Raw genomic sequence first — 23,727 nt, 5'->3', positions numbered from 1 at the left:
TCGAAATAACCACACCGAAGTGTGGTTAGAGTTAAATCACCCGCGAAATTAACGGGTGCTGGTCGTCGTGGTGGTTGTGGTCCCGGTATTGGAACCATCACCGCCACCGGTTGCAGCAAGTGCTACACCCACTGCCGACCCGACAGTGCTGGCGCTGGTCGCAGTAGAACTCCCTGCGGACACATTCGTTGCTTGTGCGCCAGCTGCTTCACCCACAGAAACAGGGTCAGCATTTGCCGCGCCAGCCGCTGCCAGCGTGAATATGGCGAAAACGCCATAAAGAACTTTCTTCATAACAATTTCCCTTCATTGAATGAATGGAGGTTGCCCAAAAGAATTTCAGGCGCTTTCGAGTATACACAACAAGTAATAGCGACAGACCGCAGCGGGGAATAAGGAACGAGCTTTAAGATAAATGGAAATATGACAATATTGGCAATATTGTCATTTCATTTAGATGATGAAAAACAGACAGTTAAAATATAATCAAGAGGAAATACAATCTACTTAATCCGAAAGTAAACCCGTAAAACTATCAGGTTATAGGTGTTTTTAGGATTAACCTCACGCCGGGGAATTAAGCCATTTACGGGGCAAGGGGAATTATCTTATTTAAATAAATAAGCCGACCATAAGATCGGCTTATATTTAATTCCAGACGCTAATTATGCACGCCAGGATTTATAACGGTTGATTAAACCATTTGTAGAACTGTCGTGGCTGTTGATTTCAGCCGCATCGCCCAGCTCAGGCAGAATACGGTTAGCCAGTTGCTTACCTAATTCCACGCCCCACTGGTCGAAAGTGAAGATGTTCAAAATCGCGCCCTGGGTGAAGATCTTGTGCTCATACAGCGCAATCAGTGCGCCGAGGCTGAACGGAGTGATTTCACGCAGCAGGATGGAGTTAGTTGGGCGGTTGCCTTCGAATACTTTGAACGGCACAACGTGTTCCAGAGTTTTTGGATCTTTACCCTGGTCGGCGTATTCCTGCTCAACTACATCGCGTGCTTTACCAAATGCCAGCGCTTCTGTCTGAGCGAAGAAGTTAGACAGCAGTTTAGGATGGTGGTCAGAAAGCGGGTTGTGGCTGGTCGCAGGCGCGATGAAGTCACAAGGAACCATTTTGGTGCCCTGGTGAATCAGCTGGTAGAACGCGTGCTGGCCGTTAGTGCCAGGCTCGCCCCAGATGATTGGGCCAGTCTGGTAATCCACCGCGTTGCCGTTACGGTCAACGTATTTGCCGTTGGATTCCATGTTGCCCTGCTGGAAGTAAGCAGCAAAACGGTGCATGTACTGGTCGTATGGCAGAATCGCTTCGGTTTCTGCGCCGAAGAAGTTGTTGTACCAGATACCAATCAGCGCCAGCAGCACAGGCAGGTTCTGTTCTGCCGGAGTGTTAGCAAAATGCTTATCCATGGCGTGTGCGCCGGACAGCAATTCAACAAAGTTTTCGTAGCCGACTGACAGGATGATAGACAGACCAATCGCGGACCACAGGGAGTAACGGCCACCGACCCAATCCCAGAATTCAAACATGTTGGCGGTGTCGATACCGAACTCGCCAACCGCTTTCGCGTTGGTAGACAGCGCCGCAAAGTGTTTCGCAACGTGTTTGTTATCGCCAGCGGTTGCCAGGAACCAGTCGCGCGCGCTGTGGGCGTTGGTCATGGTTTCTTGCGTGGTGAAGGTTTTAGAGGCAACCAGGAACAGCGTGGTTTCCGGGTCAACATTCTTCAGCACTTCGGCAATGTGGGTGCCGTCAACGTTAGACACGAAATGCATGTTGAGGTGGTTTTTGTATGGACGCAGCGCTTCGGTCACCATGAATGGGCCGAGGTCTGAACCGCCGATACCGATGTTCACCACGTCAGTAATCGCTTTGCCGGTGTAGCCTTTCCAGTTGCCGCTGATAATGCTTTCAGAGAAGGTTTTCATCTTCTCAAGCACCGCGTTCACTTCTGGCATGATGTCTTTGCCATCAACGATGATTGGCGTGTTGCTGCGGTTACGCAGTGCAACGTGCAGCACAGCACGGTCTTCAGTGCGGTTAATTTTCTCGCCAGAGAACATGGACTTGATTGCGCCCTGCAAATCCGTCTCTTTTGCCAACGCTTGCAGCCTGGTCAGGGTTTCTTCAGTGATGCGGTTTTTGGAGTAATCCACCAGCATTAAATCGTCGAAAGTCGCGGAGAACTTGCCAAAACGATCAGCATCCTGCGCGAACAGCTCAGCGATTGTGACGTCTTTCATTTCGTCAAAATGCGCCTGCAAGGCCTGCCATGCAGCGGTCTGCGTTGGGTTGATATTTTTCATAGCGTTACCCTTTTGATTTGAGAACTGTGACTGCGGTCAATTGTATATCCACAAAACGGGATTTGTGATGATTTTTCTGCCATTGCACAGGGAATACCGTTTCAGGTTATGTGCCAGCGAAAAAGTTATCGAAGCGGACTCAGCCCATCTGGACCCCGTCTACACTGAGAAAAACAGTATGGCGCTGTAAACCAGGTAAGGTAAAAATTTTATGGAACTGTCCGTACCTCTTTTATTGGTGATTATCACCATTAGCTCGTTGGCGGCGCAGTGGCTGGCGTGGGCGATTAAGCTTCCGGCCATCCTCCCTTTACTGTTATTCGGGCTGATTCTGGGCCCGTTTACGCATGTGCTTAACCCCGACCAGCTTTTTGGCGAACTGCTGTTTCCTGTGGTTTCCCTCGCCGTGGCCATTATTTTGTTTGAAGGTGCGCTCACGCTGCGTTTTGATGAGATTCGAGGTTTAGGCGGCGTGGTGCGCAACCTGGTCAGCGTTGGGATGCTGGCGACTTTTGCCGTGATTAGCCTCGCCTGTTGGTGGCTGTTGGCCTTAGAACCGGCGCTGGCAGCGCTGGTGGGTGCCGTGACGGTCGTGACCGGCCCAACGGTTATCGCTCCGCTGATGCGCGTGGTGCGCCCGAACGCCGCGATTAACCGGGTGCTGCGCTGGGAAGGGATTGTTATCGACCCGGTCGGCGCGATTTTTACGTTGCTGGTGTTCCAGTTCATCACGCTGCGCCAGGAAGCAGGCTCGCATCTGCAATTGCTGATGATCTTCGCTCAGACCGTGGTGGTGGGTTTAGCCTGCGGCGCGCTGTTTGGCTGGTTGCTTGGCACCGCGTTAAAACGCGTGTGGTTTCCAGCATATCTGCAAAATTTTGCCGTACTCGCAGTGGTGTTGCTGACGTTTGGCCTTTCAAACTCGCTGGCCGATGAGTCAGGGTTGTTGGCGGTGACGGTGCTGGGCATCTGGCTGGCGAACATGCGCGATGTGGATGTCAGCGATATCGTCGCGTTCAAAGAAGAGTTGTCGGCCATTCTTATCTCGGCGTTGTTTATTATTCTCGCTGCCCGCCTCGATATTCATGGCGTGCTGGCGATGGGCTGGCCGCTGGTCGTTTTGCTGCTGGTGATTCAATTTGTCGCCCGCCCGTTATGCATTGCGATTTCTACTCTTGGTTCGTCGTTAACCCTGCGTGAAAAGCTGCTGCTGAGCTGGATTTCTCCGCGCGGTATTGTCGCGGCGGCGGTGAGTTCGTTATTCGCCCTGACGCTGCAAAAAAGCGGTTACGAAGGCGCGGATAAACTGGTCAGCGTGGTATTCGCCATCATTATTGGCACCGTGGTGCTGCAAAGCCTGACCAGCGGCCCGCTGGCAAGGTGGCTCGGCGTGCAACAACGCAAACCAAAAGGGGTACTGATTATTGGCGCAAATACGGTGGCGCGAACGCTGGCTCACGCATTGGTGAAACAAAACATTCCGGTAATCCTCACCGATAATAGTTGGGAATATTACCGCCTGGCCCGCATGGAAGGATTGCCCGCTTATTACGGAAATGCCTGGTCGGAGCATGCGGAAAACGTGCTCGATTTAAGCAACACAGCGCAAGTGCTCGCGCTCTCACCGAACCGCCACCAAAACGCGCTGGCGGTTTATCACTTCAGCCATATTTTCGGCAACGATAAGGTTTTTGCTATCCGTTCCGGTTCCGCGTTGAAAGGGCGAGGCAGTAACGAAAGCGCGCGTTTTCGTCGCCATGAGAAACTTTTTCCTGAGGATGTCACCTGGAGCAATTTAAGCAGCCAGCTTGCCAAAGGAGCGACCATTAAAGCGACCCGTCTGAATGAAAATTTTGGCTGGCTGGAATATCTGGAGAAAAATCGCGGCGTCGTGCCACTTTTTGCCCGTCTGGAAGAAGGAAAAACTATCGCGATAAACGGGCAAACCACCCCAACGCTGCCCTGCACTTTGATTGCATTGGTGCAGACCGATAAATCCCCGGCTTCCAGACGTTGACATCTGGCGCGTAACATTTTATTTGTATACGGCTACTTGCTCACTTGTGAGTAAGCCAGAAGAGGCGCGTCGCCCAGGTATCGTGTTTGAGGAGCCAATCCGCAGACGACACAGGAGGGGGAGCGACGCCGAGGTAGTGCATGTATGGCAGCATGTATTATCGGCCACGGGGGCTGAATCCCTTGGGCTGTCACCAGGAGCACTCAGTGCTCCAAATTATTCCCCGAATTTATTGGCGTTGCAGCAAGGCGACAAGCTAATGAATCCCGATGAGCTTACTTGAGTAAGTGATTCGGGTGAGTTAGCGCAGACAACGCCGCTGCGGCGTCAAGAAATCGGGGAAACAAGGTGGGGCGCTTCTGGGTGTATCGTAGTTCAGAACTTCTATTCTACGTCTGCCCCGTATCCCGCTCTTCCCTTGTGCCAAGGTTGATTGACTTTTTTGCCATAGCGATGGCTCCCTGACACGAGGCTGTACCGTAATGTCCTACCCACAAACCGTTATTGCCAAATTTGGCGGCACAAGCGTTGCAGATTACGACGCGATGAACCGCAGCGCCGACGTGGTGCTGGCTGATGAAAACGTTCGCGTTGTCGTTCTTTCCGCATCGGCAGGTATCACCAATTTGCTGGTGGCGCTGGCAGGCGGACTGGAAGCTACAGAGCGTTTTGTTAAGCTCGATGCGATTCGCAAAATTCAATATGACATTGTCGAACGTTTAGCTAACCCGCAAATCATCCGCGAAGAAGTCGAGCGTCTGCTCGAGAACATCACCACTCTGGCTGAAGCGGCTTCGCTTGCAACTTCAACCGCATTGACGGATGAACTGGTTAGCCACGGCGAGCTGATGTCTACGCTGCTGTTTGTCGAGATCCTGCGCGAGCGCAAAGTTGACGCGCAATGGTTTGATATCCGTAAAATCATGCGCACTAACGACCGTTTTGGCCGCGCCGAGCCGGATGTCACCACCTTAGCCGACCTGGCGAGCCAACAGCTCCTGCCACGTCTGGCGCAATCTCTGGTTATTACTCAAGGCTTTATCGGTAGCGAAGCGAAAGGCCGCACCACCACGCTGGGTCGTGGCGGCAGCGACTATACCGCGGCATTATTGGGCGAGGCGTTACATGCAAGCCGTGTCGATATCTGGACTGACGTGCCGGGCATTTACACCACCGATCCACGCATGGTGCCCGCGGCAAAACGCATCGACAAAATTGCGTTTGAAGAAGCGGCTGAAATGGCAACATTCGGTGCAAAAGTGCTGCACCCGGCCACGTTATTACCTGCGGTTCGTTGCGGTATTCCGGTGTTTGTGGGTTCCAGTAAAGATCCAAAAGCCGGTGGCACGCTGGTGTGTAATCAAACTGAAAACCCGCCGCTGTTCCGCGCGCTGGCCGTTCGCCGCAAGCAAACGCTGGTGACGCTTCACAGCATGAGCATGCTCCACTCCCACGGTTTCCTTGCGGAAGTGTTCAACATTCTGGCACAACACAATGTGTCTGTTGATTTGGTGACCACTTCTGAAGTCAGCGTCGCGTTGACGCTGGACACCACCGGCTCCACATCCACCTCAGACAGCCTGCTGACGACGTCTTTGCTGACCGAGCTTTCTTCATTGTGCCGCGTTGAAGTGGAAGAAAACCTCGCGCTGGTTGCTATCATCGGCAACCAACTGTCGAAAGCCTGCGGCGTGGGCAAAGAGGTGTTTGGCGTGCTTGAACCGTTCAATATCCGCATGATTTGCTACGGCGCATCCAGCTATAACCTGTGCTTCCTGGTGCCGGGCGATGACGCAGAAAAAGTGGTGCAGAAGTTGCACCACAATTTGTTCGAGTAATTAACGATAGTTATCGTCTAAGCGCCGCTCATCTTCCTCAAGCTGGCGGCGCTGTTCGTCTAACTGACGCTGCTGGTCATCGAGCTGGCGGCGTCGGTCTTCAAGCTGACGGCGGCGATCCTCATACTGCCGACGCCCATCTTCGCTACGCTGCCTGTCCTGCTCTTCCCAACGGCTATCATCCTGCTCATCGTCACGGTTATCGTTTGGCTTATAAGCGTCGTTTATTGCCTGCGAAATAGAACCGACAATCGAGTTGTCAAACAGGCCATCCAGCGCATCGGCGTGGGCAATTGAGGTCATGGTCAGGGTGCCGAGCAGCAGCACAGTGGAGTAGCGATTCATATGCCTGTCTCATGAAATTGGTTCGCTAAACGATAAGAAAAAGGCCTGTGTGCCAGTAGCGGAGAAATCCCAATTTTTAACTAACATTCCCCTTACATATCACCTTACTGGTTAATGATTCGTCCCCCGCCGCCCCTAAGATCCTTCTCAAGCACTAACAGAAAAATCCTAAAACATGATCCTCGTCCGCTATTTAAAATAAACATTGAAACGCTATTTCAAGTTATATGATTGCAGTGTTTTAATGTTTCCAGTTGAAACTTACTCATACGGACATGGGGTACTAAAATGTCTTACGACTATATTGTAATAGCGGGTTATTTTTTGTTAATGGTGGCGATTAGTCTGCTATTTAAAAAAATGGCAAATAATAGCACCAGCGACTATTTCCGCGGTGGCGGCAAGATGCTGTGGTGGATGGTTGGGGCAACGGCATTTATGACGCAGTTCTCCGCCTGGACCTTCACGGGTGCCGCTGGTAAAGCCTTTAACGATGGCTTCGCCGTGCTGGCGGTGTTTATCGGCAACATGTTTGCTTATCTTCTGGCGTGGGCCTACTTCGCTCGCCGCTTCCGCCAAATGCGCGTAGACACCCCAACTGAAGCGGTTCGCCGCCGTTTTGGCCCGGTCAACGAGCAGTTCTTTACCTGGGTTATTATCCCGCTGAGCGTGATTAATGCAGGCGTGTGGTTAAACGGCCTTGGGGTATTTGCCTCCGCTGTATTTAACGCCGATATCATCACGACTATCTGGATTACCGGCCTCGCGGTGCTGGCGATTTCCATGTTGAGTGGCGCATGGGGCGTCGTGGCATCCGACTTTATTCAAACATTGGTTATCGCAGTCATTTCCGTCGCTTGCGCAGTGGTTGCCCTGTGGGCAGTGGGCGGCCCGGCAAACATCGTGACTGAATTCCCATCCGGCTTCTTTACTGGCCCGGATATGAATTACCCGTTACTGATGGTTGGTACCTTCCTGTTCTTCGTAGTGAAGCAGTTGCAAAGTATCAACAACATGCAGGAGTCCTATCGCTTCCTGAATGCTAAAGACTCCAAAAACGCCAGCAAGGCCGCTTTAATGGCGCTGCTAATGATGCTGGTTGGCGCGGTGATTTGGTTCATTCCACCGTGGGCGACGGCGATTCTTTACCCGAATGCAGGCGCACAATATCCAGAACTTGGCGCGAAAGCACGTGATGCGGTTTACCTGGTGTTTGCCCGCGAAGCGATGCCGCTTGGCACCGTGGGGCTGTTGATGGCTGGCCTGTTTGCCGCAACCATGTCTTCTATGGACTCAGCACTAAACCGTAACTCCGGTATCTTCGTACGTAGCTTCTACGCAACGATTGTGCGCAAAGGCAAAGCGACCGACAAAGAGCAACTGCGTGCGGGCCAAATTGCCTGCCTGGTGAACGGCCTGCTGGTTATCTTCATGGCGCAGTTCTTCAACTCGCTCAAGCACCTGAGTCTTTTTGACCTGATGATGCAAGTCGCGACCCTGCTGCAATCGCCGATTCTGGTGCCATTGTTCTTCGGTATGCTGATTCGCAGAACGCCTTCCTGGGCGCCATGGGCAACCGTAGTATTCGGCCTGGGCGTCTCCTGGATGGTGGTTGATGTGTTCACGCCGCAGTACGTCATGTCCTGGTTCGGGGTTGAAACACTGACTGGCCGTGAAGTGAGCGAGCTGAAAACCATCATTCCTATCGTTGCACACCTGGTGCTGACCGGCGGCTTCTTCTGCCTGAGCGCCCTGTTCTACAAACCGCAGGCCGACAGCAATGTCGCCGCAACAGATGCATTCTTTAAAGATGTCGAAACGGAGTGTGTTGAAGACGACGCGCAGGACATCGTTGACCGTATGCAACGTAACAAGCTGGGCGACCTGACTATCTACATGGCTGCGGGCTTGTCTGCGATGATGCTGATTCCAAACCCAATGTGGGGCCGCCTGCTGTTCCTGGGCTGCGCTGCGGTGGTGTTTGCTGTCGGATACGCGTTAAAACGCAGTGCGCGAATTGATGATGCCACTGTCATCCTCAGGCCCTCGACGCAAGCGCAACGTTAACCGCAACGTGAATAGACAACACGCTTAATCCCCCAAAGCCACCGAATCCGGTGGCTTTTTATTTATCTTCACATCTTGCTAACATTATTTGGTAACTCATTATTTCTCAGATAATAGCTATTATTAGAAATATAAAAGTATTGCTTACTATTTAATCTAATTTAGCTCGATTCGTTCCTGGCAATTCACGCTTAATAATGCATTAAACTCTCAGATAGAAACTATTCCGTGATGCGAAAATTAAAATAGAACAATAACTGCACGTGGCTTTATTATTAACTCAGGAAACAATTTAGTTCTTTTATCCCGCCATCTCCCTTTCTGCCAAAAACCTTATAGAAAGCATGTGAATATTTCGAAAAACTCACTCTCAATACATTCGTAAATATTATGTAATAAGCCCATCTAATACATTCATATTATGTAAACACGTTGTATCATTATCTTAATGCTACGACGCGCTACCAGAGTGATGCACCGCTATGTCGACACAAAGAAGAGACAACCCCGCCCGCCCCCGCCATCATCGTTTCGCTCTGGAGCCACGACAATTGTTTGATGGCGCAGCCGTCGCTGAAGCCGCAAGCCATACGGATAACCCGCTAGACGCGCAGCATCACAATAACGCGCCGGACGCCTCGAAAGCGGTGACTGTGCCGCAATCAACCGCCCCTGCTCCTGCGTCAATTACCGCGCCCACGCCTGCACCTGCTGACGCACCAGCCTCTGCCCCGCATGAGGTGTATGTTGTCGACAGCCACGTGCAGAACTGGCAGTCGCTGGTAGGCCAGTTGCCAGAGGGCAGCCGCGTGCTGGTGCTGGACTCAAAGCAGTCCGGGCTTGAGCAGATTAATGACGCCTTAAAAAACGATAAAAATATCAGCGCGATTCATATCATCAGCCACGGCGCGAGCGATGAAATCACCCTCGGTAGCGACAAACTTAACGATAAAACGATTGCGCAGTATCAGCAGCAGCTAGAAAAGCTGGGCGAAAAGCTCACCACTGATGGCGATATTTTGCTGTATGGCTGCAATGTCACCGCACAAGATACCGTGCTCATTACGCGTATGGCGGATTACACCCATGCGGATGTGGCGGCGTCGAATGACGAAACCGGCAGCGCGGCAAAAGCCGCAGACTGGACGCTTGAGTCCAGCACTGGCGTCATTGAAACGCGCTCGTTATCCCTGGCTTATGACGGTGTTTTACAAGCGCCGGAAATCACCACTCGCGTGCCGGATATGGTGGTTTCTGAGCCAAGTGCACTGCGTCCGGGTGCTGAAACCGGGAGCTTCAGTGGCTTAACGCTTAACGTCAGCGATGAAAACGTCGCGATTAGCGTGAGCTTAACGAATGCTGCCGCAGGGGATTTGGTTAACGGTGCAACTTCCGGGAAAACCCTGGAGTTCGTCGGAAGCGTGGCGGATGCACAGGCCTGGCTTAACTCGCTTAAATTCACCGCCAGTGATACCGAACTGGGGCATCAGTCGGCCTCAACCGATGTGCAGTTTTACATCCTTAGCCTTTCTGGTAACGACAGCCTGGTCACGCACATTTCGATTACGCCAGCCAACGATCCGGTTACAGTCGCCGACAGCACGCTCATCGTGCCGGAAAGAAACGGTTCGGGCACCGTGATTACTGAAGCCACGCTCGCAGCACTCGATCCTGAATTACAGATTGGCGCGCAAAGCGCATCGCAAATTGTCTACAGCCTGACGACGATACCGCAATACGGTTATCTGACGCTCAACGGCACGCGCCTGGGCGTGGGGTCGGTGTTTACTCAGCAAGATGTGCGCAACGGTACGCTGAAATATGTCCACACCGCGACGGGTGACACACAAAACACCGCCGATGGTTTTTCCGCCAAAGTGAACGACGGCGCAACGCCCATCGGCCAATCCGACACGGTAAACGTCACCCTTGAGATAGCACCTGAAAACCAGCCGCCCACCATTAGCGGCGGGGGCATTGTGTATGAAGGCCAGCCGCAAAACGCAGCCAACACAGGGAATGTCGGGCAGTACATCGTGGCCGAAAGTGGTGGCGATACGCAGGACATCAATCTCACGCTAACCATTACTGCGTTGCCCGCTCACGGCACACTTTATTTTAAGGGAGTGCCGGTCACACAAGGCCAGCAGTTCAGCTATGCCGAACGCAATTTTTTGACCTATGAAAATGACGGCCAGGACAACGTAGGAACGGATTCATTCGGCGTGACCGTGACTGACGAAGGCGGTGGTACAGCTACGTCTGCCAGCGCCAGTAACACGATAATACTTGATATTCAGCCGGTAGATGACGACCCGTTCCTTGATACCGAATCCAGCCTGCACGCCGATGTGGTGCCAGGCCCGGCTGACGTGGTGCTTACGCCCGAAATGCTCACCAGCCTGGATACCGACTCCCCGGCCGAACGTGTCAGTTTTGTTGTGGATACCGCCGGGCTGACGCACGGTTATTTGACGCTCAACGGCTTGCTGTTAAAGACCGGCGACACCTTCACTATGGAAGATGTGATTGAAGGTAAAGTCGCGTATGCGCAGTATCTGAATGCGCAACCGGGCGGCATCGACGTGTTTAACTTCCGCGTCATTGACCACTCCACCGCGCTGCGCTGGAACCCGGACGGCACCACATTTACCCGCCAGGGCGGGATTTGGGACGGCGACGCGGCAACCGATCGGTTAACCCATTTCCAGTTCACGATTGGCCTGGTTCGCCTCGCCAATAACCCGACGCCGGATAACGTCCCGCCATGGAATATTCCTGACAGCACGAACAGCTCAGATTATATCGGCACCGATCCCGATAACCCGACGCAGCCGCCGCACGGTGCTATTAACGAAGGCGGCTCGCTGGCGCTGTCTGGCACCGGAAACATCTCCGACGCCACGCCGGGCATGAGTTATGTGGTGCAAGGGATTAGCCCGAATGAAATCGTGTATACCTATCTCGGGACCGATGCGGGCCAAAGCGGCCTGACCATCATGAAAAGTGATGGCAACGGCGGCATGGTCGCGGTTAACGCGTTTGGGTCTTTCACCCAGGCAGAACTGGATGCGGGCCTGGTGCGCATCGTTCATGACGGCGGCGAAAACTTCGAGTTTAATGCGCGTTTCTCCGTTTCCGCAGGGCAAGTCACGCTCGACGCCAATGGCAACCCGGTGGCAGTGACGTGGAACCCAGAGCTTAAAATTTTCGTCACTCCGGTTAACGATGCGCCCGTGATTACAGGCTCCTCCAACACGGTTCTGGCGGAAGGCGAAACGGTGTATATCACCACCTCGCAGCTGAATTTAAGCGACCCGGATGACGCCAACAGCGGCTCGCCGTGGGAAAACATCGCCAATATTAATGGCAGTAATAATTACGCACTCAATAACGAAGTTGTCGGAGCTAACGCCCTAAAAATTGTCTTCCAGTCGCTGCCAACCGGTGGCGTATTGCAGTATTTCAATGGCACCAGTTGGGTCACGATCACCAGCGCCGATATCGGTACGCTAAAACTCGATGCCAGCCTGTTGAAAAACGATAACAGCAGCGGGCTGCGGTTTGTCAGTAATGGCTCTGAAGTCCGCAGCACCAGCTTTATTGTCGCGGCGGTGGATCGCTGGGGTACTGCGTCTGCGACCAACGCGACGGTGGGGATTATCATCACCAACGTTAACGATGGCCCGATGATCCCGGCAACGCCTGACAGCCCGGATATCACCGTGCCGCCGGACTCGCCCAATAACATCGGCGGTCAGCCCGCTAACAACCCGGCTACGGTGGTGGAAGGCGGCTACATCCAGCTCGACAGCTCTCAGCTTCAGGCCTACGACCCGGACAGCTCGCCCGAGCAGGTGCAATATACGGTTTCCACCGTCCCGGCTCACGGACGCCTGGCGTACTCCACCGACGGCGTGAATTTTAGCTTCCTCGGCAATGGCTCCACCTTTACCCAGGCGGACATCAACAATGGCCGTATTTATTACCTGAACAACGGCGATGAAACTGCTGGTGCCGGGCTAAATGCCGACGGTTTTAACTTCACGCTTTCGGATGGCGATAAAGAGCAAACGGGGAATCACTTCACGATTAATGTCACGCCGACCAACGACAAACCCACCGTCACCGCGCCTTCCGGCCCGATTGATATCGGCGGCAGTTCACACACCGTTAACGGTTTTACCGTGGCCGACCCGGATATCACAAGCGATACAAGCGCTACCAATATCCTCGAAACGACCGTGCGCTTACTGCACAGCAATGGCACCGCCTTTAGCCAGGCCGAATACAACAACATCGTGCTGACGGCGGCGGCAAACACCGGAGCGACCGTCACAGGCGGTATTAATGGCTATTTGGTGATCACCGGAACCGTCGCCCAGATTAACGCGGCGCTGGCGGGTTTGACCGTCACCTTCCCTGATGACCGCAACGCGCAATACCAGGTGCAGGTCATCACCGATGACCGCCTGCGTGACGACAACGGTAATTTAGATGGGGCGGCTAACGGCGGCCCGGTAAACCAGCCTGCGACTCCGGCATTCGGCACCCTGCCCGGCGCGGTTGATGGCACCACTTACAACTGGTATCTGGACGGCGTTCCCGCCAGTAACGGTAACATCTCTGCTAATCAGGTGGTGATTAACGCCTCCGAAACCAATGACCCCGGCACCCTGGTGGTCGGTAACACCGACAAAACCACCTTCGAAGATCAGCCGACGATTATCGGGGGCGATATCACCATCGCGGATGACGAGTCAGCGGCTTTCGGCAAAAACGTGACCGTGACGCTGACCGTCGCCCAGGGCCAACTGGGGATTGCAGGCGCAGATGACAACAGCGGTTTTATTATTGATGGCGTCACGATTACGGGCGATAACAGCGGGCAACTCGTGCTAACCGGCACCGCCAGCGCCATTCAGGCGTTGCTCAATGACCCGACCCGTGGCCTGACTTACCTCAGCGATAAAGATGCCAACCACGATCAAAACGCGGCGGCGGCAGGCGATGTGACGCTCAATATTCATCTGGATACCTCGGCGTCTAGCGTCGGGAACACCACCAGCGCAGTGCCGGCAGATGTGCAAGTCGCCATTACCATTACGCCGGTTAACGATGCGCCAACCGTGACCGCGCCAACAGACACGATTCTGCTTGATAACAACGCGCCCGGCGGCAACAGCGTCGGCGGGTTTGTGATAAGCGACCCGGATGTTTCGGATGCGGGCGGCATTGCGACAGGCGAACAAAATATCGTGCAAGTGACGGTGCGGATCACCGATCAAAACGGTAATCCGTTCGATGTTTTACAGTATCGTGACCAACAAAACTCGGCGGTGACTATCTCCTCGCTGAACACCACATCGGGCGTGACGGTGCAATCCACCAGCCCGGATGGCGTCAATCCGCCAGCAAATGGCGTCAATGCACCGCTGGTGATCACCGGTACTATCGACCAAATCAACGCTTATCTCGCGCAATTACAGGTAAGAATGAACGGCATCCAGGTTGATGATGCTGACCAGTATTTCCGCGTTGAAGTGATTGTTGATGACCGCATGCGCGATGCAAACGGCAGACTGACGACCGGTGCCAACGGTGGGAATAATGCCAATCCTACGGGCGATGGGACATCACCCGTTCCGACCACTGAAGTCAGCCCTTACGCTAAAGTCCCAACCGGGCTTGAGCTAAACGTCGCAACCACGTATCGCACTGTTTTCCAGAGCAGTATCAACGACCCGGCGCATATCGATCTGGGCGGCAGTCCGGTGCTTAACACCAATGAAAACAGTGCCACGGTCACGCTGCCACCGATCACCCTCAGTGATGTGGATGCGGGCAGCCAGACCATGACGGTGACGGTTAAACTCCCGAACGGATTTACCTTTGTCGCGCCAACCGGCAGCGGCGGCACCGTCACCGGAGCAGGCACCGACACGCTGACGTTTACCGGCTCATACGCGCAAATTAATACTTATCTTGCGGGGCTAAAAGTCTCGCTGCCTGACGTACCTGGAAGTGCCACGGCGTCGGACTGGAACGGCAATTTTGGCGTGACGGTGGCGGTCAACGATGGCGGCAACTCCGGTTCGCGTCCGGTGACATTACCCAATCTGACCGATCCTAATTCCGACCCAGGCCAGGTCGAATACGAAGATGGCCCTGGCGGCACCTCGTCGGCACTGATCACAACGCGCACCTTTACCTTCACGGTCAATCCGGTGAATGACGCGCCCGTGGTCGTCGGCACGCCGACGGTGACAATTCCGACGCTCGAAGAGGACACCCCCGGAAGTTCAGTGAACGGTCAAAGCGTTAACAGCCTGTTTAGCGGATTCTTCAACGACCAGCACGACACCGTGGATAACAGCACCAATGGCGGCGCGGGCGGCTCCCTGGCGGATAACTTCTACGGCGTGGCTATCACGCAATTAACCACCAACGCCGCTCAGGGCGAATGGCAGTATTCCCTCGATGGCGTGAACTGGCTTGCCGTGGGCAACCGCAGCGACAGTAACGCGTTAATCCTTACGGCCAGTTCGTCACTGCGTTTTGTGCCTGCCGCAAACTATTTTGGCAACCCGGCAACGCTGGGTGTCCGGCTGGTAGAAACCAACGTCAACGGCGATATATCTTCCACGCCGACGGTTATTCCCAACGGCAGCGTCACCGATATCAACACCATGGGCGGGCATGGCGGCACCTCAATCTACAGTGAAACCGTCATCACCCTCAGCACCGTCGTCACCAACATTAACGACCGCCCAACGCTGGGTGATAAAACGCTGACTATCGCCGAAGACACCAACGGCACGCAGACGGTTGGGCAACTGTTCCAGTCGGTTTATGGTGATGCTACCGATAACCAGACCGCGATTGCAGGCGGCGGAAACGCCAGCGGCGCATTGGGTTACGTGGCGATTTACGCCAATGACACCGATGCCAGCAAAGGCCAATGGCAATATTTTGATGGCACCACCTGGCAGGCGATCCCGTCCGATCTGGGCGAGAACCGCGCCTTTGTGCTCGCCAGCAACACGCAGATGCGATTTGTGCCGACCGCCGATTACAACGGTTCAGTCAGCGGTGGCCTGCATTTACGCGCCTCCGACACCACCGACACCACCGCCAACGGGATCTTTGGCGGTCGGGTGAATTTCTTCGATTTTGCTCGCGATAACGACCCGACTTCGCACTGGTCAAATACCGCCACCCTGGGCGTGAACATTACGGCAGTGGCCGATGCGAACAACGACAGCTTCACCACTCACGCTAATGTGCCGCTGATTAAAAATGCCAGCGACCTGCTGGCTAACGACTCGTTTACCAACGCGGATAAAACCGTTACCACGGTGACGCAACCGACAAACGGCACGCTGACTTACGTCGGCGGCGTGCTGACGTATACGCCAAACCAGGGCTTTGTCGGCACCGATTCTTACACCTACACCGTCACCAGCGGCGGCGTAACGGAACAGGCAACGGTGACGATTAATGTCACCAACCAGGCGCCGATTGTTGCCAACGAAAACCAGACGCTCAACGAAGATACGTCGGCCTCGGGCAACGTCTTAACCAACGACCGCGACCCGGATGGCGCAGTCGATACCCTCACGGTGAAAACCTTCACCGTTGAAGGGCAAACTTACAGCGCGGGCACCACCGTGACGCTGGCAGGCAGCCACGGAACTCTGACCGTTAATGCCAATGGGACGTACAACTACACTCCTGGCGGCGACTGGCACGGCGATATTCTGGTCAGTTACGTCGTGACCGACGGCAACATGAACGGTGACAAAACCGCGACCTTAGGGCTGCACATTGCCGCCGTAGACGATGCGGTCGATAACATCGAAAAAGAGCATACCGGTACCGTCATTACCACCGATGTGCTGGCGAACGATAGATTTGTAAACCCGGATCGGGCCGTCACCGATTTCAGCCAGGGTACGCACGGCACCGTGACTCGCGGCCCCGGTAACACGCTGATTTACACCCCGACGCCGGGCTATGTCGGCCAGGATAAATATACCTATACCGTCACCAGCGGCGGCGTTACCGAAACCGCCACGGTGTTTATTCTGCTGACCAACACACCGCCAACGCCAACCGCTCAGGTGGCTTCAACGCCGGAAGATACGGCGCTGAATGGCGACGTGCTGCATACCATTGTTGACCCCGATAACGACCCGCTACACGTGACCGATTTCCAGATTGCGGGAATCACAGGAACATTCCAGGCGGGCGATAGCGTCGTTATTGCCGATAAAGGCACCTTTATCCTGCGCGCCAATGGCACTTACACCTTTGTGCCGATTGCCGACTGGAACGGCAAAGTGCCAACCATCACGTTTAACGTGTCGGATAATACCTTCGACCCGCCGACCCAAAGCACGCTGGATATCACCGTCACGCAGGTTCAGGACTCGGTGAACGACTCGGTATCCACACATGCCGGGACACCTGTCACCATCGACGCGCTAAACAATGACCGTTTCAGTAATGCCGATGCCACCATCACCGGCACCGGCGTGCCTGCGCATGGTTCGGTGAGTATTGTGAATAACCAACTGGTTTATACGCCGGATGCGGGTTATGTCGGCGAAGATTCCTTCACCTACACCGTCACCAGCGGCGGCGTCACCGAAATCGCGACGGTCACGGTCACGATGACCAACGTCGCGCCGACGGTGCCGAATGTGTATATCACCACCACGGAAGACCGCCCGATTCTCGACACCTTGCTCGGCGGTGCGACGGATGGCGACAACGATAATCTGAGCATTGTTAAATTCACGATTAACGGCACCGATTACGCCGCGGGACTGACCCCGGTTGATATCCCCGGCATGGGCCGAATCACCATCACCCAGGAAGGGCTGTATTTATTTACCCCGCTCGCTGACTGGAATGGCATCATGCCACCAATAAATTACACCGTGAGTGACGGCAACCAGGGCGGCGAAGTCAGCAGCACGCTGGTGATTACCGTGACGCCAGTGGTAGATATTCAGGCAGACCAGGCCAGCACGCACTCTGATGACGCCGTGATTATTAACGTGTTAGCCAATGACACCTTCACCAACGCCGACCGCCAGGTCTCGGTTTCCGGGATCAGTGCCCAGGGTGGCAGGCTGGAAGTGCTGTCGAATAACACGGTGCGTTATTCGCCACCTGCGGGCTACGCGGGGCGCGATAGCTTCACCTACACCGTCACCAGCGGCGGCATAACTGAAACCACAATTGTCTCGATTCTGGTCACGAACACTTCGCCACTGACCGGCGACATGCAGTTGACGATGAACGAAGATGGCACGCCGCTAAGTGGTGAGCTGAATGTGACAGACCCGGACAACGACGTCCTGCGTGTGACCTCGTTCGAGGTGGATGGCATGGCGGGCAGTTTCCCGGTGCTGAATCTGGGCAGCCCAACCGTTGCAGTGATCCCAGGCGTTGGGACGTTTACGCTAAGTTACGACAGGCAATACACCTTCACGCCGGTCGCCGACTGGAATGGCATCGTGCCGCAAATTAGCTACACCGTGACGGATGACAACGGCGGCGCGCTGGTGGTCGGTAAAATCGACATTGCGGTAAATCCGGTAACGGACATCGCCGATGACAACGTGACGATACACGCCGGAACCAGCACGACGACGGACGTGTTTACCAACGACACGTTCATCAACCCAGACAAAGAAATCACCGATTTAGGGACCGCCAAATTTGGCACCGTTAGCTTAAGCGCTGACGGCAAAAGTATTGTCTATACGCCAGCGCCAGCATTTGTCGGTAACGACAGTTACACCTACTCCGTCACCAGCGGCGGCATTACCGAAACCGCCACGGTGTACATCACCGTCATCAACTCCCCTCCGGTGGCACAGCCTGATGTCAAAGCGGGTGACGAAGACACGACCATCACCGGGAACGTTTTAACCAACGATACCGACGCCGATAACAGCCCCGCCGTTCAGGACAGGCTGACCGTCACAGGCTTCACCCTGGCTGGCGATTCGCTTTCTCGCGTGGTCGGCAGCCCGGTATTTATCTCCGGGCAAGGCCAATTCACCCTCAACGCGGATGGCACCTACACGTTTGTCCCGGTCAAAGACTGGAACGGCACGCTGCCGGTGATTACCTACCAGATTAGCGACGGGCGAAACGGCGGCACCAGCAGCAGCACCCTGACGCTGACCGTCACGCCAGTGCAGGACATCGCCCGCGACAGCGCCACCACACATGCCGGAACGCCTGTCGAAATTGACGTCCTGGCCAACGACACCTTTGAAAATAGCGACCATCAGATAACCGCCACCACCAACGGCCTGCACGGCACCACAACGATTGTGAACGGGAAAGTGGTTTACACCCCGGTCGCGGGTTTTGTGGGAACCGATATCTTTGGCTACACCGTAACCAGCGGCGGCGTGCGTGAAACCACCTTTGTCACCGTCAACATTACCAACACCCCGTCCCAGGCGGCTGACGACAGTAACTCCACGCCAGAAGATAGCGTGGCGAGCGGTAATGTGCTGACCAACGATACCGATGCTGATAACGACAAACTGACCCTCACCGGCTTTACCGTGGATGGCACGACGATTTACGCGGCGGGCGGCGCGCTCAACATCCCCAATATGGGCGTGTTAGTCATGCAGGAGGACGGTAACTGGACGTTCACCCCGGTCGCCGACTGGAATGGCACTTTGCCGGAAGTGACGTATTTCGTCAGCGATGGCAATAATGGCGGCGAATCCGAAGCCAAACTGCGGGTCATCATCACGTCGGTAAAAGATGCTTTTGACGATAACGTCACGGTACACGGCAACACTTCCGTGACCACCGATGTCTTCGCCAACGACACTTTCGCCAACGGCGATAAAATTATTCAGAGCGTGACCCAGGGCAGCCACGGCACGGTGAGCATCGTCAACGGCAAAATCACCTACACGCCGAACGTGGGGTATGTCGGCCCCGACACCTATACCTACACCGTACTGAGCGGCGGAATTGTCGAAAGGGCGACGGTTAACGTGACGGTGGAAAACACTCTCCCCGTGACGCGCCCGGATCTCAACATTACGCCGGAAGATAATGTCGTCAGCGGCAATGTGCTGGATAACGACACCGATCCCGACGGCGACCCGCTCACCGTCACGCAATTTAGCGTCGGCGGGCAAACTGCGCCTGCAGGATATCCGGTGATTATCGCGGGCGTGGGGGCATTCACCTTACGCAGCGACGGTAGTTACACGCTAACCCCTATTGCCGACTGGAACGGCGTGGTGCCCACCGTCACTTACACCGTTAACGACGCGCTGATTGGCGGCAATTCCATCGGCACGCTGAATATTATTATTTCGCCAGTGGCTGATATTAATGCTGACGACGCCACCCTCCACGCCGGGAACCCGGTGACGACGGATGTCCTCGCCAACGATAACTTCGAGAACCCGAACGCCATCATCACCGCCGTGACTAACGGCGCAAACGGCACCGCCGTCTTGCAGCCAGACGGGCAGATAACCTATACGCCTCGCGCGGGCTTTGTCGGCACCGATACCTACACCTACACCGTGACCAGCGGCGGCGTCACTGAAACCACCACCGTCACCGTTCATGTGATTAATAGCGCGCCCGTCGTCAACCCGGAAGGGGTCATTACCCCACAAGGAGATGCGGTTTCCGGCAACCTGTTAACGAACGATTCGGACCCGGACGGCGACCCGATTCATCTGTCCAGCTTCCAGGTTGGTGGCCAACGTTACGCCGCGGGCGAAACCGCTGTGCTGGCGGGCGTTGGCAGCCTGACGGTGCTGCGCGACGGCAGTTACACCTTTACGCCAGTGAGCAGTAAATTCGGCTTCGTTCCGCCCGTGACCTACACCGTGAGCGATGGCAATGAAGGGGGCGAAACCAACGGCACATTGCGCATTCTGGTCGCGCCATCGGCGGAAATTCAGGTCAGAGAATCTGGCCTGACGCCGCTTGACCCTGGCGCTCAGGAAGTCAGCGGCACGCTGGATGTGCTGTCGCTGGATAAACTGCGCACCCTCACCTTCCAGGGGCGGGTGATCACCGCCGAGCAGCTTTTGCAGCTCAATCCGCTGTCGCCAATCACTATCGAAACCGTGACCGGCACCATCACGCTGCTGGCGTATTACAGCCCGGCCGACGGCGAAGGCCGCATTGATTACCGCTTCACCCTGCGCGGAGCGGTGTCGCAGCCTGGGTTTGTCAGCACGTACAACGATTACGCCGTGCAGGTGAACGGAGCCACCATCGGTCAGTTACGCATTACGGTGTTTAACGATTCGCCAACCGCCACCGATGACAACGCCGACATCTTGCAGGACCAGGGTCAGGAATCTGCCAGCGGCAACCTGTTTAACGATGACCGCATCGGGGCAGATGGGGCGGCAAACAACGGGCCAGTCACCGGGGTGAGTTCCGAAAATACCGGCAGCGCGGGCATCATTGGCGGCAATACGTCCGGGCAATACGGCACGCTGACACTCGACAGCCAGGGCAACTGGCGTTACCAGGTGAACAGCAGCGATCCGCGTGTTGCAGCCCTTGAAGCCAACGCGTCGTTGAGCGAAGTGTTCGTTTACACCATCACCGACAGCGATGGGAACACAAGCGAAGCGCGTCTGACCATTTTGATTCATGGCATCACCGCCATGCCAAACACCGACAACCGGGACGGCGACCAGATTTTCGGTCGCGAAGAAGAGGAACAGCTGTCGCCTTATAGCCAAAGCTACGAGCCGGGCTTGTTTATTCTGCCGTTGGTCTATGATTTACAAAGCGATTCCGTAGGTCTGCAAACTCGCCTTAACAGTCGGTTTGCCGCCTACGGTTATGGCATCGAACATGCCAATGCGCCAGTCATGCAACAAGCGGTGCTGTTCTCTCGCTGGTACAGCGACACGCGCGAACAACGCACGTTGCCAGGCCTTGAAAGCAACGGACTGGGGCAAAACTCGCTGGGGAACTCATTTGGCCCATTCGCCGTAGGGCAGCCTGAAAAAGCCGTTGAAGCACCCGTTGAACAAACAATTGAACAAACAGTTGAACAACCTCCGGTTATCGCACTGGGGGCACAACCACTCACGGCGCAGCTCGCGGCTTTAGAGAAACACACTTTGGCATCTGGAAAACACATTGCGGTCCCGACAATGACTCGCCGGTAAAGGCTTTAAGATGGAAATAACAACGATGAACGCATACGTGATAACTGAACAAAAAAAACGTGGCGTGCCGTTAATCAAGCCTGTTGCCGGGTTGATTGCGGTGCTGATTTTGGCAGGCTGTGGCACCATTAAACCGGAACCGCTTTCTCAGGATGAAATAACCGCGCGAGTGAATCGTGACCGGGCGGAAATGTACCGTGGGCAGGAAGCACTCAGCGGCCCGATGACGTTGTCCGACGCCATGGCGCGCGCGTTGAAATACAACCTCGACTACCGCCTGAAAATGATGGAAACCGCGCTGTCGCGCAGTTTGCTGGATGTTTCGCAACAAGACATGCTGCCAAAACTGATGGCAGATGCGGGCTATCGCTGGCGTAATAACGACTCCGGCGGCACCAGCGTCGGCATTGATGACGGGCTGGTCAGCTTGCGTCCGTCCACATCTGAAGAGCGCGAACATTATCTTTCCAGCGCCACCTTCTCCTGGGATCTGCTCGATTTCGGGATGAGCTACTTCCGAGCCAAACAGCAGGCCGATGAAGTTAACATTGCCGAAGAACGCCGCCGTAAAGTGCTGCAAAACATCGTCCAGGAAGTGCGTGATGCCTACTGGCGTGCGCTGGGTGCGCAGCGTTTACTCGACGAAACTCAACCGTTGGCCGAGCAAATTGCCCAGGCGCTGGATAAAACGCGTGAAGCCGAACAGGCCGGGATCCTGCCGCCAATTGAAGGGCTGGAATATCAACGCGCCCTGCTTGATGCCATGACCTTGCTGAACCAGAAGCGCCAGCAAATGGAGTTGGCAAAAAGCGAACTAACCGCGCTTATCAACTTGCCGCCAGGCACGCCGTTGGTGTTGCAAGACACGCCAACGCCGCTGGCTCCGGCCCCGACAAATATTGATAAGCTTGAGCAAATGGCGCTCGAACGCCGCCCTGAGCTGCGCGAAGAAGATTACAAAACGCGTATCGATAGTTACGAAACCAAGCGCCAGATTGCCTCGTTATTCCCGAGCCTGAACTTGTTCGCCGGGCTGAATTACGACTCCAACGATTATCTCTACAACAATGACTGGATTGAAGGCGGCGTGGGTGTCTCGATGAACCTGTTCAAGCTGCTGAGTATTCCGGCCATCAGCACCGCCAACGATGCCCGCGCACAAACCGACGACGCTCGCCGCATGGCGCTGAGTATGGCGGTTCTGACCCAGGTGCGGGTAGCCACCGAGCGCTACAAACTTGCCTCGTATGACTTCCAGATTGCCGAGCAATCCGCACAGGTCGATCAACGCCTGGCGAGTATTTCCCGCGCCGGATCTGACAACTCGCTGACCAGTGACCTCGAAACATTGCGTACTCAGGCGCGTTCGATTGTGTCGCGCTTCCAGGAAGCCTCATCGTATGCCGAAGCCCAGGCCGCTTACGGGCGCGTGCTGAACTCCGTGGGGATTGATTTGCTGCCGGATCAGGTCACAAAAACCGACGTTGCCAGCTTATCGCGACAAATCGCCACCAGTTTGCGCCAGCAAGAAAGCAGCGTATTTGCTCGTACCGCGGGCATCAGCGTGGAAAAACACCCGATTGCGATTCAGATTACTCGCGTGCCGTCAGGCGTGTCGCGTGGTGCTGTCGAACAGTCGGTTGGCCGTGTGATTGAAGCCAATCACCTGTCGCTGGAACCGTCGCCAAATAGCCTAAATCTGCAAATGAGCTTTAGCACCGGAGCCAGCAGCGGCACGCGTAAAGGCGTGTGGACGATGCGCGTGAAGGATGCGAGCGGAGCCGAAGTGCTGACGCGCCAGTACACCAGTTACCTGCCAAACGAAACCAGTACGCGTTCCATTACCGCCCTGGCAGAAGCCGCGACGTTATCCATTACCAGTGATTTGCAGAGGCTCGCAGGAGCGCCCCCTGTTCTGACCGCGACGCCATGAGGCTTTT

Annotated in this window: 8 protein-coding genes and 1 riboswitch; of the genes, 5 read left to right on the top strand and 3 right to left on the bottom strand. The window is 55.1% G+C overall.

Features of this window, described 5'->3' with window-relative positions; genetic code table 11:
- Window positions 1–48: 48 nt before the first annotated feature.
- Together yjbE and pgi are read right to left on the bottom strand one after the other, a co-directional pair.
- Window positions 49–294 carry an exopolysaccharide production protein YjbE gene (yjbE, locus tag AC0IWZ_RS00485; protein WP_410373554.1) on the bottom strand — a complete coding sequence of 82 codons (246 nt, stop codon included), beginning with the start codon at window positions 292–294 and terminating at the stop codon, window positions 49–51.
- Between the two features lie 371 nt (window positions 295–665).
- A complete protein-coding gene (gene pgi, locus AC0IWZ_RS00480) occupies window positions 666–2,315 on the bottom strand; it encodes a glucose-6-phosphate isomerase (RefSeq protein ID WP_471678399.1) in 1,650 nt (549 codons plus the stop codon).
- 211 nt (window positions 2,316–2,526) lie between these two features.
- Between pgi and AC0IWZ_RS00475 the strand changes: the two genes are divergently transcribed.
- Both AC0IWZ_RS00475 and lysC read left to right on the top strand, forming a co-directional pair.
- Entirely contained in the window at window positions 2,527–4,332 is a 1,806-nt protein-coding gene (locus AC0IWZ_RS00475) for a cation:proton antiporter (RefSeq protein WP_471678400.1), read from the top strand.
- 51 nt (window positions 4,333–4,383) lie between these two features.
- Window positions 4,384–4,544: riboswitch (Lysine riboswitch) on the top strand.
- A 270-nt stretch (window positions 4,545–4,814) separates the two neighbouring features.
- Window positions 4,815–6,170 (top strand): lysine-sensitive aspartokinase 3, encoded by a 1,356-nt coding sequence (gene lysC / locus AC0IWZ_RS00470; protein WP_034492535.1) that lies wholly within the window; start codon window positions 4,815–4,817, stop codon window positions 6,168–6,170.
- Here the strand turns inward: lysC and yjdP are convergent, their stop codons facing one another.
- Window positions 6,171–6,515: a DDRRRQL repeat protein YjdP gene (yjdP, locus tag AC0IWZ_RS00465; protein ID WP_034492533.1), complete on the bottom strand. Its 345-nt coding sequence runs from the start codon at window positions 6,513–6,515 to the stop codon at window positions 6,171–6,173. It abuts the gene before it with no gap.
- A gap of 288 nt (window positions 6,516–6,803) precedes the next feature.
- On the opposite strand from yjdP, the gene AC0IWZ_RS00460 reads away from it, so the two are divergent.
- The 3 genes from AC0IWZ_RS00460 to AC0IWZ_RS00450 all read left to right on the top strand — a co-directional run bounded on the left by AC0IWZ_RS00460 (window position 6,804) and on the right by AC0IWZ_RS00450 (window position 23,720).
- On the top strand, window positions 6,804–8,582 hold the full coding sequence (locus AC0IWZ_RS00460; RefSeq protein WP_471678401.1) for a sodium:solute symporter family protein: 1,779 nt from the start codon (window positions 6,804–6,806) through the stop codon (window positions 8,580–8,582).
- Window positions 8,583–9,064: 482 nt separating this feature from the next.
- Window positions 9,065–21,787 carry an Ig-like domain-containing protein gene (locus tag AC0IWZ_RS00455; RefSeq protein WP_471678402.1) on the top strand — a complete coding sequence of 4,241 codons (12,723 nt, stop codon included), beginning with the start codon at window positions 9,065–9,067 and terminating at the stop codon, window positions 21,785–21,787.
- 25 nt (window positions 21,788–21,812) lie between these two features.
- Window positions 21,813–23,720 (top strand): TolC family protein, encoded by a 1,908-nt coding sequence (locus AC0IWZ_RS00450; RefSeq protein ID WP_471678403.1) that lies wholly within the window; start codon window positions 21,813–21,815, stop codon window positions 23,718–23,720.
- Window positions 23,721–23,727: the final 7 nt, after the last annotated feature.

The sequence above is a fragment of the Buttiauxella sp. AC142 genome (assembly GCF_979253435.1).
This window is presented reverse-complemented; position numbering and strand designations above follow the sequence as displayed.

Coding starts and splice junctions, on each gene's coding strand:
- yjdP (WP_034492533.1), bottom strand. CDS start 6,515: ATGAATCGCTACTCCACTGTGCTGCTGCTCGGCACCCTGACCATGACC.
- lysC (WP_034492535.1), top strand. CDS start 4,815: ATGTCCTACCCACAAACCGTTATTGCCAAATTTGGCGGCACAAGCGTT.
- yjbE (WP_410373554.1), bottom strand. CDS start 294: ATGAAGAAAGTTCTTTATGGCGTTTTCGCCATATTCACGCTGGCAGCG.
- AC0IWZ_RS00455 (WP_471678402.1), top strand. CDS start 9,065: ATGTCGACACAAAGAAGAGACAACCCCGCCCGCCCCCGCCATCATCGT.
- AC0IWZ_RS00460 (WP_471678401.1), top strand. CDS start 6,804: ATGTCTTACGACTATATTGTAATAGCGGGTTATTTTTTGTTAATGGTG.
- AC0IWZ_RS00450 (WP_471678403.1), top strand. CDS start 21,813: ATGAACGCATACGTGATAACTGAACAAAAAAAACGTGGCGTGCCGTTA.
- AC0IWZ_RS00475 (WP_471678400.1), top strand. CDS start 2,527: ATGGAACTGTCCGTACCTCTTTTATTGGTGATTATCACCATTAGCTCG.
- pgi (WP_471678399.1), bottom strand. CDS start 2,315: ATGAAAAATATCAACCCAACGCAGACCGCTGCATGGCAGGCCTTGCAG.